We start from the raw sequence: 14753 nt of genomic DNA on the forward strand, positions 1-14753 counted from the left end.
CAGTTCACTCTTTGAGCCGCGTGGTACCGCTGTTGGCGGTTCGTGAGGCGGACTGCATGGTGGATGGCCCGCACGCTCTGGTCGAGACCTGGTCTCGGGGCGCTCCCTAGACCGCCTCGACGTAGGCAGCGTCGATTTGTTCGCTCACAGATGGCCCCCGGTCTCCGGTGGCGGCATGCCCAGGTGGCGTTCGCGGAGCGAGTTCATCAACTCCTCCCAGAGCTGAGGACCGCCGTCGTCAAGTACCTGTGCGCGCACGCGTAGGGGTTCGCTCGTCGGGCAATGGCGCAATCCCCACCACCCGAGCTCGGCGAGGACGGGTACCAGCTGGATGGCCGCTTCGGTGAGGCTGTAGGCGGCGGCGCGGCGTCCGGCACCGGGACCCTCCCGCGTGAGCAGTCCTGCGGCGACGAGGTCACGCAGGCGACGGGCGAGGATGTTCGAGGCGATGCCTTCGTCGGACTCGCGCTGCGAGGTCCGAAAGTGCCGCCTGTCGCCGAACATGATGTCGTGCAGCACCACCAGGCTCCAGCGATCGCCGAGCGCTTCGACGGCGGCATTGGTGGGGCAGCCCGACCGCGGGGTCGTCATCGTTCCTCCTTAGTCGAGCAGAACTGGTTGCAATCTACCACCACCTGTGATTCGCTGCAGGTGCTTGCATATAACAACCACCTCAGGAGGGCGGCATCATGATCCGCAGCGTGTATGCCCAATGCACCGTCACCGACCTCGGGCGCGCCGAAGACTGGTACACCCGACTGTTCGGTCGCGAGCCCGATGCTCGCCCCATGCCCGGCCTGATCGAGTGGCACCTCGGCGAGACGTTCGGGGTGCAGGTGTGGTCCGAACCCGACCGCTCCGGGAACTCGACCATGGTGCTGCACGAGACTGATCTCGACGCTGCCGCCGACCATGCCCTTCAGGCCGGCATCCACCACGACGGTCCGCAACCCGGCGGCGGAGCACGCATCCTGCCGCTGACCGACCCCGACGGCAACCGCGTGGTTATCACCGGATCCTGAGGTCACTCCGCGGCCACAGTGCGACGCGAGGGTGGCTCCAGTGTGGTCGACCACAAGGATCGCGACACTGGGGCCACCCTCGCGCTGTGCGTGCGGGGGTCTACTTCCCGCCGGTGGTGGCGATGCCTTTGACGAGGAACTTCTGCCCGAACAGGAACGCGAGGAACATCGGTACGAGGGAGACGATGGACATCGCGAACATGGCACCCCAGTTGGAGCCGGAGGTGGCGTCCAGGAACGAACGCAGTGCCACCGGCACGGTGTACATGTCGGGGCTGGTCAGGTAGATCAGCGGGGTGAAGAAGTCTGACCAGTTCCAGATGAAGGTGAAGATCGCTGTGGTGGCCAGCGCCGGGATCATCAGCGGGATCAGTACTTGTCCGAAGATGCGTAGGTGACCTGCGCCGTCGATCGTGGCGGCCTCGTCCAGCTCACGGGGGACCCCGCGGATGAACTGGACCATGAGAAACACGAAGAACGCGTCGGTGGCCACGAACTTCGGCAGCACTAGCGGTAGGAACGTGTTCACCATGTCGAAGGCGTTGAACATGATGTATTGCGGGACCACGATGACGTGGATGGGCAGCATGATCGACATCAGCATGATCGCGAACCACAGCCCGCGCAGCCGGAACCTGAGCCGGGCGAAGGCGTAGGCGGCCAGTGAGCAGGAGATCAGGTTCCCGATGATCGCCCCGGTGACCACGATCGCGGAGTTGACCAGGTACCAGTCGAAGGCCTGGGACAGGGCGAACCATCCCTCGGAGTAGTTCTCCACGTACAGTTCGTTCAGCCACAGGCCCGGTGTGCGGAAGATGACCTCGGTGGGTCGCAACGAGGAGACGATCATCCACAGCAGCGGGTAGATCATCAGCAGGCTGACCGCGATCAGCACCGCGTGCTTGAGCATGCTGCGTGCGTGGTCTTTCGCGGTGCGGGGGGCGGCGATCTCGCCGGCGATCGTCTCAGTCATCGTAGAACACCCAGTACTTCGCGAGGAGGAAGTTCACCGCCGTGAACGTGGCGATGATCAGCAGCAGTAGCCAGGCCATCGCCGAGGCGTAGCCCATGTCGAACCGGGCGAAGCCCTGCTCGTACAGGTACAGCGTGTAGAACAACGTCGAGTCCGACGGTCCCCCGGTGCCGTTGGAGACCACGAATGCCTGGGTGAAGGACTGGAACGCGTTGATGATCTGCAGCACCAGGTTGAAGAAGATGATCGGTGACAGCAACGGCATCGTGACCCGGGCGAACTGCGAGAGCCGGCCCGCACCATCCAACGCCGCCGCCTCGTAGTACATCGACGGGATCTGGCGCAGCCCCGCCAGGAAGATCACCATCGGTGAACCGAAGGTCCACACGTTCAACAAGATCAACGTCCACAACGCATAATCCGGGTCCGAGACATACCCCGTCGTGGCATCGATGCCGAAGAACTGCAGCACCTGGTTCACCAGACCGGTCGTGCCGAAGATCTGACGCCACAACAACGCGATCGCGACCGACCCACCCAACATCGAGGGCAGATAGAACACCGACCGGTAGAACGCCAACCCGCGCATGCCCTTGTTCAGCAGTACCGCCACCGCCAATGCGAGCGCGAGCTGCATCGGCACACCCACACCCACATAGATCAGGGTGACCTTCAGCGACTGATGCAACCGCCCATCAGTGAGCATCCGCTCGTAATTGTCCAACCCGAGGAAGTTCGGCGCCTGGATCAGGCTGTAATCGGTCATCGACAAATACAGCGACGCCAGGATCGGACCCAACGTGAACAGGAACAACCCCACCAGCCACGGCAACAAGAACAGATACGCCGCCTTGTTGTCATGAGACTGCTCCTTACGCCGCGCAGCCCGCTGCTCCGGGGTCACCGGCCCCTTCTGCTTCAGATGGGACAGTTCGGATATCGCGGACATCAGCTGATAGCAGCGCTGAGCTCGTCGTAGAAGCCCTGGGCTGCCTCGTCGACGGTTGCGTCACCGAACAGCAGCTGCGTGGCGTGACGCTGCAGGAACACGTCCGTCTGACCTCCGGGCGCTGGCGCGACCGGGGTCTGTGCCAGCTCGGGCTCGATGTCCTCGATGAACTGGGAAACCCGCTGCTGGGGCTCCGACAGCTGCTCCCGGATCGCGGCGGAGATCTCGCCGTTCGGTGGGATGCCTCGCTCGGCCAGCTCGATCTCGGCGGCTGTGGTGCTGTTCATCCACCAGTTGATCACGGCCACGGCGGCCTCCGGGTCCTCGGTCTCGGCCGAGATCGACCACAGCATGGACGCCTTGTACCACGCGGCGCGCTGCAGGGCATCGCCCTCGATGCTCGGGAAGCGCAGGAGTCGGAACTCAGTTCCCGCCGACGTCTCGAGGGCCTGCAGCTGGTTCGACCAGTACTGCGCGATCGCCGTGTTACCCACCACGAAGTCCGCCTGGTCCAACGGCTTGGTGAAGTCCTCGTTGATCGCCGAGGGGCTGGGCGTGGCACCGGCATCGGCAAACCGCATCCCGAGATCGAACCACCCGCGCAGGTCATCGACCTCGAATCCGATCTCGCCGCCTTCAGCGAAGAGGCTCTTGCCCTGCTGGCGCAGCCACGCCTCGAAGAGCGCGTCGCTGGCGATGATCGCCTGAGTGCCGGTGGCCGCGCCGCTGTCGGAGATGGCGGTGGCGATCTCCAGCCAGTCCTCCCAGGTCCAGGTCATGTCGTCCGGCAGGTCCACCCCGGCGGCCTCGAAGACCTCCGGATTGGCGAACACCATCGGAGTGTTGATCCCGGCGTTCATGCCGTAGAGCGCGCCCTCGATCATTCCGGAATCTGCGGTGCCTTCGATGAAGTTGGACGTATCCACCCCGTGCTCGGCGAGATCGAGCAGGGCACCCCGTTGCCCGTACTCACTGATGTATCGCATATCCATCTGGATGATGTCCGGGGCGTTGTTCCCGGCGGTCTGGGTGGCGAGGCGGTCCCAGTAGCTGGCCCACTCACCGGGTTGCGGCTCGATGGTGATGTCTGGGTTCTCCTCCATGTAGGCATCGAGCGCATCGGCGGTGTTCGCGTTGCGCACCTCGTTGCCCCACCAGGTGAACTGCAGTGTTCCGGTCCCTCCGGATTCGCCGGATGTCCCGCCACCGCCGCCTCCGCGGCGGCAGCCGGCGAGAGCGGCGGCGCCCGTAGCGCCAAGGGCTCCCATGGCCAGAAGGTGTCGACGGCTGAGTTCCATTGCCGTGTCCTTTCGTCGTCGAAAGTGGCATGCCGTGTGGCACTCCTTGACGATAGTCGCCAGGGGTGCTGCGTGCGCGGGAAGTTGCCACCTATTGCCTTAAATGCCGAAGGTGCGCGTATGTCAGGTCGCGCTGGTCAGGTGGGGCCGACCGACGACGTGCGCCCATGCCAGGGGAGTCCTGCCTGCACCTTCTTGAGACGATGACCTCTGATCGATCCCTCTCGCGGATCACACACGGAAACAGGGAGCGGCACACGAATGACGAGACAGGTGAGAGGCGCCGTTGACTCGGCACTGCTCGAGAGGCTGATCGCCGACGCCCACGCAGCATTCGGGGAGACAACTGCAACGATGTTCGGACATGCGATGCGCCGCACCCTCTCCGACGCGGTGGTACCGGGCCCTGATGGGACGGCGTTCGTGCTCACCGGTGACATCCCCGCCATGTGGCTGCGCGATTCCGCTGCCCAGATGCGCCCGTACGTGGCCCTGGCCCACCTCGACGACGGCCTCGCCGATCTGATCGCCGCGATCGTCCGGCGCCAGTGCGCACAGATCACGCGGGACCCGTACGCGAACGCCTTCAACGATGGCCCCACCGGTGCCGGCCATCAGAGTGACCGGACTGCAATGACCCCGTGGACCTGGGAGCGCAAGTACGAGGTGGACTCGCTCGCGTTCCCGATCCAGCTCGCCCACCAGCTCTGGTTGGCCACCGGACGCACCGATCACCTCGACGGCGCCTTCGCCCGCGCGGGACGCGCGGCGATCGAGACGATCCGCACCGAGCAGGATCACGCGGCCCGCTCGAACTACATCTTCGAACGGACCGAGGCCGATGCCGGCCCGCTGGACTCGCTCACTGGTGGTCAGGGCAGCCCGGTGGCCGTGACCGGGATGACCTGGAGCGCCTTCCGCCCCAGTGACGACGCCTGCACCTACCACTACAACGTCCCTGGCAACCTGTTCGCGGTCGCCTCACTCCGCGCGCTCGGCGAGCTCACCGATGCGGCTCTCAACGACGCCACCCTCGGCGATATCGACGAGACCCGCGCCGCCCTGGCCGCCGACGCCCGCGTCCTCGCCGACGAGATCGAGGCCGCCGTGGCCGAGCACGCCCGCGTTCCCACCAAGCACGGCACCGTGTGGGCCTACGAGGTGGACGGACTCGGGCATCACCTGCTCACCGATGACGCCAACATGCCCAGCCTGCTCTCGCTGCCGCTCACCGGCGGCATCGACCCGGCCGACCCCACCTACCTGTCCACCCGTGCCCTGGTGCTCAGCGAGACCAACCCGACCTACGCCGTCGGGACCACCGGGGACGGGGTGGGCAGCCCGCACACACCGCCGCGCTATGTGTGGCCGATCGCCACCGCCGTGCGTGGTCTGACGGCGCAGGACTCTGACGAGGCGAGGCAGTGCCTGGAGCTGCTCGTCGCGACGCAAGGTCAGCGCGGCCGGATGAGCGAGTCCTACCACGTGGACCAGCCTGATCGGTTCACCCGTGAGTGGTTCTCCTGGGCGGACTCGATGTTCTGCGAGCTGGTGCTGGCCCAGCTCGGGCACCACGTGCCGGACCGGGTGTAGGGCAGGTGCACCCCAGGCTCCCGGGAGCTACTCCTCCTCGAGCGCCTCACCGGTGCGGTCCGGCAGCAGCAGCGCCGCCGCACAGGCCAGCACGAAGGCCGCCCCGAGCATCGCGAACGCGAACGGCTGCCCGCTGAAGGCGACGAAGAACGGCACCGCGAGCGGGGCGAGGATGGAGGCGATCCGGCCGAACGCCGCCGCACTGCCGGCGCCTGTGCCGCGCAACGCCGTCGGGTAGAGCTCGGGCGTCACGGCGTACAGGGCGCCCCACGCGCCGAGGTTGAACGCCGAGAGCGCCATCCCGGTCGCGAGGATCGTACCCACCGACTCCGCCTGGCCGAACAGCAGCGCCGCGACCGCCGACCCGGCCAGGAAGGTGGCCAGGGTGGCGCGCCGCCCCCACTTCTCGATCAGGAACGCCGCTGCCGCGTACCCGGGCAGCTGGGCGAGGGTGATGATCAGGGTGTAGCCGAAGGAGCGGACCAGGTCGAAGCCGCGGTCCACCAGCAGCGAGGGGATCCAGATGAATGCCCCGTAGTAGGCGAAGTTCACGAAGAACCACACCACCCATAGCGCCAGGGTCCGACGGCGGAGCCTCGCCGTCCACAGGTCGCGCCAGCGGGCCTTCGGCGGGGTGGGAGAGCCCTCGCCCGAGGTGACGGACGCGGCGTCGGAGGGGCCGCCGTCGGGTGCCTGCTCGGGGTGGTAGACCCGCTCCGGCACCGGGGCGGGGATGCCAGCCGAGGCTTCGTAACTGCGCACGGCCGACTCGGCTTCGGCGTGCCGGCCGGTGCGCTCCAGGAAGCGCACCGACTCGGGCAGCCGCCAGCGCACGTACAGTGCGTAGGCCGCCGGTGCCATCCCGATCAGGAACGCCCAGCGCCAGCCGTTCTCCAGTGGCACTACGAAGTAGCCGATCAGCGCCGCCAGGATCCACCCGACGGCCCAGAATGCCTCGAGGATCACCACCACCCGGCCACGGATCTTCTTCGGCGCGAACTCGCTCACCAGGGTGGAGGCCACCGGCAGCTCAGCGCCCAGGCCGAGGCCCACCAGGAACCGCAGCGCGATCAGCGCCGCCACCCCGCCTGCGGCGGCCGAGGCGCCCGTGGCCAGCCCGTACACGAGCAAGGTGAGGGCGAACACCTGACGGCGGCCGATCCGGTCGGCGAGCAGGCCGCCGAGGCTCGCGCCGACTGCCATCCCGACGAAACCGACCGAGGCGATCCAGCCGCGCTCTTCGCCACTGAGGTTCCACTCGGTGGCGAGCGCGGCGAGGATGAAGGAGATCAGGCCGACGTCCATCGCGTCCAGCGCCCAGCCGATGCCGGAGCCGCCGAGCAGTTTCGTGTGCGCGCGGGTGTAGGGCAGTCGGTCGAGCCGTTCGGTGCGGGTGAGGGAGGTGTTCGGCTCGGTGGCGGACATGGCCCGGATTCTCCCAGGTTCAGCACTCGAAGGCCCGCGAGTGCCCACAACTGCGGGTATATCTCAGCAAATGGTCGTGATCGGCCGCACTCGCGGTGGGGTGAGGGCCAGGTCCGTGGGTGGGGTCAGGGCCAGGTGACCGGCACCGGGAGGCGTTCGGTCCGCGGTTCCGGGTGCGCCCCGCGTGGGGTCGGGGCCAGCAGGGTGAGGAGGTGCTCCATCGCCCGCCCGCCCAGGCCGGCGCCGTCGACGTCCACCATCGGGGCTTCCGGGCGGCCCACCACGGCGACACCCTCCTCGTTCGGTTGGGGGGTGGTCGACCAGGAGGCGCGGCCGCGCTGGTGCAGCGTGAACAGGGCGCCCAGGCCGAGGTCGGTGGCGTAGGGGAGGGCCACTGAGGCGCCGGTCGCCAGCAGGTCGTCCACGCTGGCGGAGCCGGCGGCGAAGGTGGGCGGATAGGGGCCCAGTACCGCGAGGTCCACCTGATGCTCGGCGGCCAGGGAGCGGAGCGCGTGGGTGCGCTGGCCGCTCTGCCAGGACCGGTCCGGTCCGCCGAGGAAGGCGACCTGGCGGTGCCCGGCCTCGGCCAGCGCGCGCAGCAGCTCCACGAACGCGGTCGCGGTGTCGGCCACCACCGAGTCGGTCCCCTCCAGCTCGCGGTCCACCAGCACCGTGGGCCGGACCGCTGCGGCGGAGCGCAACGTCTCGTCGGTGCACCGCGGGGCCACCACCACCACGCCGTCCACCTGCTGGGCGAGGCGCTGGTAGCGGAGCAGGTCCTCGGGGGTGGCGAGCTCGTTGACGGCGACCGTCACCTGCAGGTCGTCCTCGGACGCCCGGACCTGGGCGCCGCCGATGATCGGGGTGAAGAAGGTGTTGGTGAGTGTGGGCACCACGAGGGCGATCACCCCTGTGCGACCACGGGCGAGCTCCCGGGCCGCGCGGTTGGGCACGAACCCCAGCTCCATTGCCGCCGCGAGCACCCGGTCCACCGTGGCTGGTGCGACCAGCTGCGGGTGGCCCAACGCACGGGACGCGGTCGACTTGGACACGCCTGCCCGCGCGGCGACGTCGAGCAGTGTCGGCACCGGCAACCCCCTCCTGTCACTTTCCGTTGAGAATCCGGCCTGTTCGCGGGCCGGGACTAGACGTACCCCGAGGTCGTCTGGTTCCATACCCTAGCGAATGGAACCGGTTGTGGGAACGGTTGTGGTCTGACATAGGCCGCGGTCGGCTGCCTCCGATCCTCGCGACCATGACCCCCGAGAGCAGATGAGGCAGGAATGCGCGGACGCGGCCTGACGGTGCTGCTGCTTCCCGGTCTGGTGCTGCTGCTCGCCGGGTTCCTGGTGCCGGCGGTGATCATGCTGCTGGCACCGCCGGACACCACCACCGGTGAGGTGCTGGCCCGGCTGGGGCAGATGCTGGTCGATCCCTACGACCTGACCATCATCGGGCGCACCCTCGGGCTCGGTCTGATCGTGACCGTCACTTGCGTGGTGCTCGGGTTCCCGATCGCATACCTGCTGGCGCGCTCGCAGTCTCGCTGGGCCGGTGTGCTGCTCGCCGTGGCGATCTTCCCGCTGCTGCTGTCGAACGTGGTGCGCACCTTCGGGTGGCTGGTGGTGCTCGGGTCTCAGGGCGCCGTCGGGCAGACGCTCGTGGCGCTCGGGATCGTGGACGAGGCACCCCAGTTGCTCTACACGCCGCTGGCGATCGTGCTCGGGCTGGTCCAGCTGTTCCTGCCGCTGGCGGTGGTGTCCAGCTACTCGGCGCTCGCCCAGGTGGATGCCAGCCTGGACGAGGCGGCCCGAGGTCTCGGTGCCGGCCGGGCGCGCACCTTCTGGACCATCGTGGTGCCGCTCTCCTGGCCCGGGGTGGTGGTGGCCGCCACGCTCGTGTTCGCCGGGTCGATCACCGCCTACACCACCCCGTACCTGCTCGGCGGCTCCCGCCAGCGGATGCTCTCCACCCAGCTGTTCCAGTACTCCAGCTCCACCATCGACTGGGCGGCGGCGAGCGCGACGGCGATGATCATGACCGTCCTGGTGTTCGGGGTGGCCGCGCTCTCCAGCCTGATCGGACGACGGGCGAGGACCTCATGAACACACGCCACCCCGTAGCCGCTTCCCTGGCCGTGCTCGGGTACATCGTGATGATCGCGCCGCTGACCTTCGTGGTGATCACCGCCTTCACGGCCGGCTCCACCGTGCGCTTCCCACCCGACGGGCTCTCCCTGCGCTGGTTCGAGGCCGCCGTCACCTATGAGCCGTTCATGTCGGCGCTCTTCTCCAGCCTTCAGCTGGCCGTGTTCGCCGCGGTCGCTTCGCTGGCGTTGGGTGTGCCGGTGGCGCTGGCCATCCACCGCGGAAAGATCCCGGGCAAGGGGTTGCTGGAGGGGATGTTCCTCTCCCCGCTGATCGTGCCGGAGCTGGTGGTGGGCCTGGCGCTCTATCAGCAGTTCATGATCGGGCTGGGGATGAACAACCTCACCACGCTCGCGATCGGGCACACCGTGCTGATGTTCCCCTACGCCGTGCGGGTCACCGGTGCCTCCCTGGCGCTGATCGACCCGGCCGTGGAGGATGCCGCGCGTGGGCTGGGTGCCTCCCCGCTGCGGACCTTTGTCACCATCACCCTGCCGTTGCTGCGCCCGGGGCTGTTCTCGGCCGCGTTGCTCGCGTTCGTCACCTCGTTCAACAACGTGCCCTTGTCCTTGCTGCTGCAGAGCCGTGAGTTCCGGACCTTGCCGGTCACGATGCTCGACTACGTGCAGCAGAACTACGACCCGATCGTGGCCTCGACCTCGGTGCTCATCCTGGCCGGCACCGTGCTGGTGGCCGTGGTGGCCGAGCGCACGGTCGGGTTCGCCAAGATTTTCGGAGGGATCAACCGATGAGTGCTGCCGAGTTTCGCGCTGTCTCCCAGGTGTTCGGCGACTTCACCGCGGTGGACGCGATCGACCTGACGATCCCCGAGGGCAAGCTCACTACGCTGCTCGGGCCGAGTGGCTGTGGGAAGACCACCAGCCTGCGGATGCTCGCCGGGTACCTGCGCCCCACCGGCGGCCAGATCCTCATCCGCGGGGAGGACTTCACCACGGCCCCGCCGGAGAAGCGCAACCTGGGCATGGTGTTCCAGTCCTACGCGCTGTTCCCGCACATGAGCGTGGCGGACAACGTGGGCTACGGGCTGAAGCTGCGCCGCGTCCCCGGGCCCGAGCGTACGAAGCGGATCACCGAGGCGTTGGAGATGGTGGGCCTGGCGCACCTGGCCGGCAGCCGCCCCAAGCAGCTCTCCGGCGGCCAGCAGCAGCGGGTGGCGATCGCCCGCGCCGTCGCGATCCAACCGAACCTGCTGCTCCTGGACGAACCGCTCTCCAACCTCGATGCGCGGCTGCGTCTGCAGATGCGCGCGGAGATCCGCCGCATCCAGTCCGAGACCGGGCTGAGCGTGGTGCTGGTGACGCACGACCAGGACGAGGCGCTCGAGATGAGCGACCAGATGATCGTGATGAAGGACGGCCGGATCCAGCAGCAGGGCTCCCCGCAGGAGGTCTTCCCGGCCCCGGCGAACCGGTTCGTGGCCGAGTTCCTCGGGTACGAGAACTTCGTCCCCACTGCCGACGCGCAGCTGACGGTGCGGCCCGAGCACCTGCAGGTGAGCCTCGGCTCGGCCGAGACCTCCGACGGCCTCTCCCTTCCCGGCCGCGTCACCGACCTGGCCTACCGCGGAGTGGACGTGCTGGTCACCCTCTCCGCTGACGCCCCCGGCACCTCCGAGCCAGTGCGTCTGGTGGCCGACCTGCGTGCCACCACCGCACCCGATCTGCGGATCGGCGACGAGGTCACGGTCGCTGCCGGACCCGCTCACCTCGTGACCCTCCCCGCCTGACAATCCCCCTCGAAAGGACCCCCATGTTCTCCTCCCGTAGGTCGCTGAGCGCCCTGGCCGCTGTGGCCGCCACCTCCCTGGCCGTCGCCGGCTGTTCGTCTTCCTCCGACGACGGAGGTTCCGGTGGCGAGTCCGCCGACACCATCGTGGTGAGCACCTTCCCGTTCGGGGTGGAGGAGTTCACCGAGGCGGTGGTGGACCCGTTCACCGCCGAGACCGGTATCGAGGTGGAGTTGGACACCGGTTCCAACGCCGACCGGCTCTCCCGGTTGCAGCTCGAGGGTGAGGACACTGGCATCGACGTGATGCTCATGTCCGACTCCTACGTGGCGATCGCCGAGCAGGAGGGCCTGTTCCAGCCGGTCACCGAGGAGAACGTGCCCACGCTGGCCGACATCGCCGACTTCGCTGTGGATGAGGCCTACTCCGGGCCCGCGTACAGCTACCAGCTGAACGGGATGCTCTACAACACCGACGAGCTCACCGCCGAGCAGGCCGCGGACTGGGAGCTCTACGCCGACTCCGCCTACGCCGGAGAGGTCGCCCTGCCGGACATCGCCGTGACGGCCGGTCAGCTGACCGTCTCGGGAGTGGGGGACGCCTACGGATCCGGACCGTACGACGTCGACACCGCCTTCGAGACGATGGCCGGCTGGGCGCCGAACGTGCTGCAGTTCTACAGCTCGACCACCGAGTTCACGAACCTGCTCACCCAGGGTGAGATCGTGGGCGGGGTGGCCCTGAACGGCTTTGCCACCAACTTGATCGCCTCCGGTGAGCCGATCGGCTGGGTGCCGCCGGCCGAGGGGCGCTACATGGCGACCAACCGCGCGGTGGTTCCGACCGGTGCCCCGAATGCCGAGGGCGCGTTCGCGTTCATCGACTACCTGCTCTCCGTGGAGGCGCAGCAGTCCTCCGCCGAGCTCGTCGGTGACCTGCCCGTGAACCTGGAGGTGGAGGTCCCCGAGGAGCTCACCGCCGTCGTCGGTGACATCGCGCAGGACCCGACTGCCGCCGGCTACGCCACCCTGGACCCGGCCGAGACCGTGGACCAGCGCGGCGAGTGGGTGGAGCGGTTCGCGCGCGAGGTCGTGGGCGGCTGATGACCGACCAGCTCACCACCGCGCCTGATCAGGCTCGGGTCCTCGACCTGGCCAGGCTCCCCAAGGCGGATCTGCACTGCCACCTGCTCGGTACCGTCCGGGCGAGCACCTTCGGCGAGCTCGCCCGGCGGGAGGGGCTGGCGTTGCCGGAGGGGCCGGAGCAGATCTTCGCCTCGATCAACTCCCACCCACCGGACCCGGAGCTGTACCGGAACACCCGGATCCCGATGCCGCAGGGGCCGAGCGAGAACGAGCCGGAGCGCTCCTACTCGCTGTTCCAGGCCTCGGGCTGGGTGCGTGATCTGCTCCGCGACGCCGACGACCTCACCCGCATCACCTACGAGGCCTTCGAGGCGGCGCACCGGGCCGGTACGTGGCACCTCGAGGTGTCCTTCGACATGATCCCCGAGCACCTGCGCCACCTCGGCTATGCCGGGTGGGTGGAGGCGCACGCCGAGGGCATCCGGATGGCCGAGCGGGATTTCGGGATGACCGGGCGGCTGCTGGCGGCGATCGACCGCAGCGGCACCGGCGAGGAGGCGCTCGCCTGGGTGCGCACCGTCGTCGATCATCCGCACGAGTACGTGGCCGGGATCGGGCTGGACAACTTGGAGACCGCCGGGCCGCCGGAGCGGTTCGCCGACGCCTACCGGCTGGCCGGCGAGGCGGGTCTGAAGCGCACGGCGCACACCTCCGAGCACGTCCCGGCTGCCGTGAACGCGGTGACCTGCCTGGACGTGCTGGGGTGCGACCGGCTCGACCACGGGTACTTCGTGCTCGAGGACGACGCCGTGGTGGCGCGCATGGTGGCCGAGCAGGTGCCGTTCTCGGTCGCTTCGACCACCTCACGCCGGTCCTGGCGGCCGTGGCGGAAGGCCTCCATCGCCGCGATGGTGGAGGCCGGGATGAACGTCTACCCGTGCTCAGACGACCCAGGCATGTTCCCCACCACCGTGTTGAACGAGTACGAGATCCTTGCCCGGGACGTGGGCGTCTCCGACGAGCGTCTGGTTCAGATGGCCAAGGCGAGCTTCGAGGCCTCGTGGCTGCCGGAGCAGCAGAAGGCGGACGTGCTGCGCCGCTTCGACGAGACCGTCGCCGCCCTCCTGCCCCGCTAACCCACCCCACCCCACCGACCCCACCCCACCCGCGAGTGCGGCCTATTCCTCTCATTCTTCGAGATTTGGCCGAGATTGGCCGCACTCGCGTACGAGGGTGGGGTGATGTCCGACGGCGCCCCCGACCAGCGCCGCGTCCGTCACCAGGTTCGTGGGGAGCCCACCTTGGGTCAGCGTGAGCGCGGCGGTGGTGTGGTGCTGCCGAGGAAATCCAACGCCAGATCCCGGGCTCGTGCCTCCGCCCGAGGTGCGTCCTGCAGTCGTTCCGCGATCACGTGGCGCTCGACGAGGCCGGCGGAAACGAGGGCGCCGACGAAGCGATGGTCTTTGGTCCGGCCTGCCAGCAACTTCGCGACGCAGAGATCGTGTGGTTCCAGGCATAGCCCGGTGCGGCCATTGGTATTGGCGTTGTCTACTCGTACCAAACGGTCACTCCACCCGGTTGGCAAGATGGCGGTCTGCCGACCGACGCCCTGGACGTAGAAGCCGTGCAACTCATGGAATGGTGACCACTCCCCGGCGACGCCGTCCAACCGAGTTGCCAGCGAGTCGGCGTCGTCATCATCCAATGGGCACACGTCGAACTCGATCGAGATGGTGGCATCCGGCGGAAGTTCGTCTTCGCCCCACGTGCCCAATATTGACTGGGACCCGATCACCAGGACCGAACTCTGCTGGATGATCTCGGTCGCAGCACGGATTGCGTGCTCAAGCTGCGCTCGGGTTGCCACGGCTCGCCCTTCTGATTGCAGCACGACGCTGCGCCTGTGTGAGCACACCGAGGAAGGGGCCGACCTGACGCATGTCGATCCCGTGCTCGTCGGCCCTCATCATCGTGTCCACCAGGCTCGAAACTGGTCCGCGAAGCACGGACTCCCATTCATCGAGCCATTCCTGAGATTGGTCTCCTCGGACCTGGGAACGCATCTGCCCGATGTTGCTCAGGGCTCGCGCGATCACGGCAGCGAGATCTCGCTGCATGGAGCGAAGCACCTCGCGATGTAGCTCGAGCGCAACCCGGTCTTCGCGGCGCTCCAGATAGGTCACTCGTGAGAGTGCAGAAGCTATGGACTGGTGTGCGGCGTGTTCGTTGCTTGCAGGGCTTTCGATTGCATGCAAAGTGATGTCCAGGGCCCTCAGGAGACCGACTAGCTTTCCGATCTCGGCGCGCGGGTGTCCCGACTCGACGTCGACCACGAACCGGCGTCCGACCTGCGCCTCTTCGGCGAGGCGCGCTTGGGTCCACCCGCGAGCTCGGCGCGCAGACCGCACCGCAGCCCCAAGGCCCTCCGATGAAGTGATCGCGGCCGCATCCATGCACTCAGTTTACAAGAATGTTCCCGTACGGGAACAGACGTCCGCGTTCTGTCGCCGTCCC

General features: G+C 68.0%; 15 protein-coding genes. 7 read left to right on the forward strand and 8 right to left on the reverse strand.

Going from position 1 to position 14753, the window contains the following annotated elements:
* Positions 1-144: 144 nt before the first annotated feature.
* A complete protein-coding gene (locus BLU77_RS14935) occupies positions 145-591 on the reverse strand; it encodes a winged helix-turn-helix transcriptional regulator (RefSeq protein ID WP_245708885.1) in 447 nt (148 codons plus the stop codon).
* A 98-nt stretch (positions 592-689) separates the two neighbouring features.
* Between BLU77_RS14935 and BLU77_RS14940 the strand changes: the two genes are divergently transcribed.
* The gene (locus tag BLU77_RS14940; protein WP_089773875.1) at positions 690-1022 is read left to right on the forward strand and encodes a VOC family protein; all 333 of its coding nucleotides are present in this window, start codon (positions 690-692) and stop codon (positions 1020-1022) included.
* A 100-nt stretch (positions 1023-1122) separates the two neighbouring features.
* Here the strand turns inward: BLU77_RS14940 and BLU77_RS14945 are convergent, their stop codons facing one another.
* The 3 genes from BLU77_RS14945 to BLU77_RS14955 are packed head-to-tail and all read right to left on the reverse strand — an operon-like array spanning position 1123 to position 4242.
* Complete coding sequence (locus tag BLU77_RS14945) at positions 1123-1995, reverse strand: carbohydrate ABC transporter permease (RefSeq protein WP_089773876.1); 873 nt, start codon at positions 1993-1995, stop codon at positions 1123-1125.
* On the reverse strand, positions 1988-2944 hold the full coding sequence (locus BLU77_RS14950) for a carbohydrate ABC transporter permease (RefSeq protein ID WP_089773877.1): 957 nt from the start codon (positions 2942-2944) through the stop codon (positions 1988-1990). The genes BLU77_RS14945 and BLU77_RS14950 overlap by 8 nt, the downstream gene beginning before the upstream one ends.
* Positions 2944-4242 (reverse strand): ABC transporter substrate-binding protein, encoded by a 1299-nt coding sequence (locus tag BLU77_RS14955; protein WP_089773878.1) that lies wholly within the window; start codon positions 4240-4242, stop codon positions 2944-2946. Before BLU77_RS14955 ends, BLU77_RS14950 begins: the two co-directional genes overlap by 1 nt.
* 273 nt (positions 4243-4515) lie before the next feature.
* On the opposite strand from BLU77_RS14955, the gene BLU77_RS14960 reads away from it, so the two are divergent.
* Entirely contained in the window at positions 4516-5835 is a 1320-nt protein-coding gene (locus BLU77_RS14960; protein WP_245708886.1) for a glycoside hydrolase family 125 protein, read from the forward strand.
* A gap of 27 nt (positions 5836-5862) precedes the next feature.
* Here the strand turns inward: BLU77_RS14960 and BLU77_RS14965 are convergent, their stop codons facing one another.
* Both BLU77_RS14965 and BLU77_RS14970 read right to left on the reverse strand, forming a co-directional pair.
* Positions 5863-7260, reverse strand: a complete 1398-nt coding sequence (locus BLU77_RS14965; RefSeq protein WP_089773880.1) for an MFS transporter — start codon at positions 7258-7260, stop codon at positions 5863-5865.
* Between the two features lie 125 nt (positions 7261-7385).
* Entirely contained in the window at positions 7386-8348 is a 963-nt protein-coding gene (locus tag BLU77_RS14970) for a LacI family DNA-binding transcriptional regulator (RefSeq protein WP_175477129.1), read from the reverse strand.
* Between the two features lie 195 nt (positions 8349-8543).
* Between BLU77_RS14970 and BLU77_RS14975 the strand changes: the two genes are divergently transcribed.
* The 5 genes from BLU77_RS14975 to BLU77_RS14995 are packed head-to-tail and all read left to right on the forward strand — an operon-like array spanning position 8544 to position 13375.
* On the forward strand, positions 8544-9365 hold the full coding sequence (locus BLU77_RS14975; protein WP_089773882.1) for an ABC transporter permease: 822 nt from the start codon (positions 8544-8546) through the stop codon (positions 9363-9365).
* A complete protein-coding gene (locus BLU77_RS14980) occupies positions 9362-10159 on the forward strand; it encodes an ABC transporter permease (protein WP_089773883.1) in 798 nt (265 codons plus the stop codon). The genes BLU77_RS14975 and BLU77_RS14980 overlap by 4 nt, the downstream gene beginning before the upstream one ends.
* Complete coding sequence (locus BLU77_RS14985; protein ID WP_089773884.1) at positions 10156-11154, forward strand: ABC transporter ATP-binding protein; 999 nt, start codon at positions 10156-10158, stop codon at positions 11152-11154. The genes BLU77_RS14980 and BLU77_RS14985 overlap by 4 nt, the downstream gene beginning before the upstream one ends.
* Positions 11155-11177: 23 nt before the next feature.
* Positions 11178-12257 carry an ABC transporter substrate-binding protein gene (locus BLU77_RS14990; protein WP_089773885.1) on the forward strand — a complete coding sequence of 360 codons (1080 nt, stop codon included), beginning with the start codon at positions 11178-11180 and terminating at the stop codon, positions 12255-12257.
* Positions 12257-13375 carry an adenosine deaminase family protein gene (locus BLU77_RS14995; RefSeq protein ID WP_089773886.1) on the forward strand — a complete coding sequence of 373 codons (1119 nt, stop codon included), beginning with the start codon at positions 12257-12259 and terminating at the stop codon, positions 13373-13375. The genes BLU77_RS14990 and BLU77_RS14995 overlap by 1 nt, the downstream gene beginning before the upstream one ends.
* Positions 13376-13545: 170 nt before the next feature.
* On the opposite strand, the gene BLU77_RS15000 is transcribed toward BLU77_RS14995, so the two are convergent.
* Positions 13546-14106: a DUF6036 family nucleotidyltransferase gene (locus BLU77_RS15000; protein ID WP_175477130.1), complete on the reverse strand. Its 561-nt coding sequence runs from the start codon at positions 14104-14106 to the stop codon at positions 13546-13548.
* Positions 14084-14692: a helix-turn-helix domain-containing protein gene (locus BLU77_RS15005; RefSeq protein WP_089773887.1), complete on the reverse strand. Its 609-nt coding sequence runs from the start codon at positions 14690-14692 to the stop codon at positions 14084-14086. Before BLU77_RS15005 ends, BLU77_RS15000 begins: the two co-directional genes overlap by 23 nt.
* Between the last annotated feature and the right edge of the window lie 61 nt (positions 14693-14753).

The sequence above is a fragment of the Ruania alba genome (assembly GCF_900105765.1).
GTDB classification, from domain to species: Bacteria; Actinomycetota; Actinomycetes; order Actinomycetales; family Beutenbergiaceae; genus Ruania; species Ruania alba.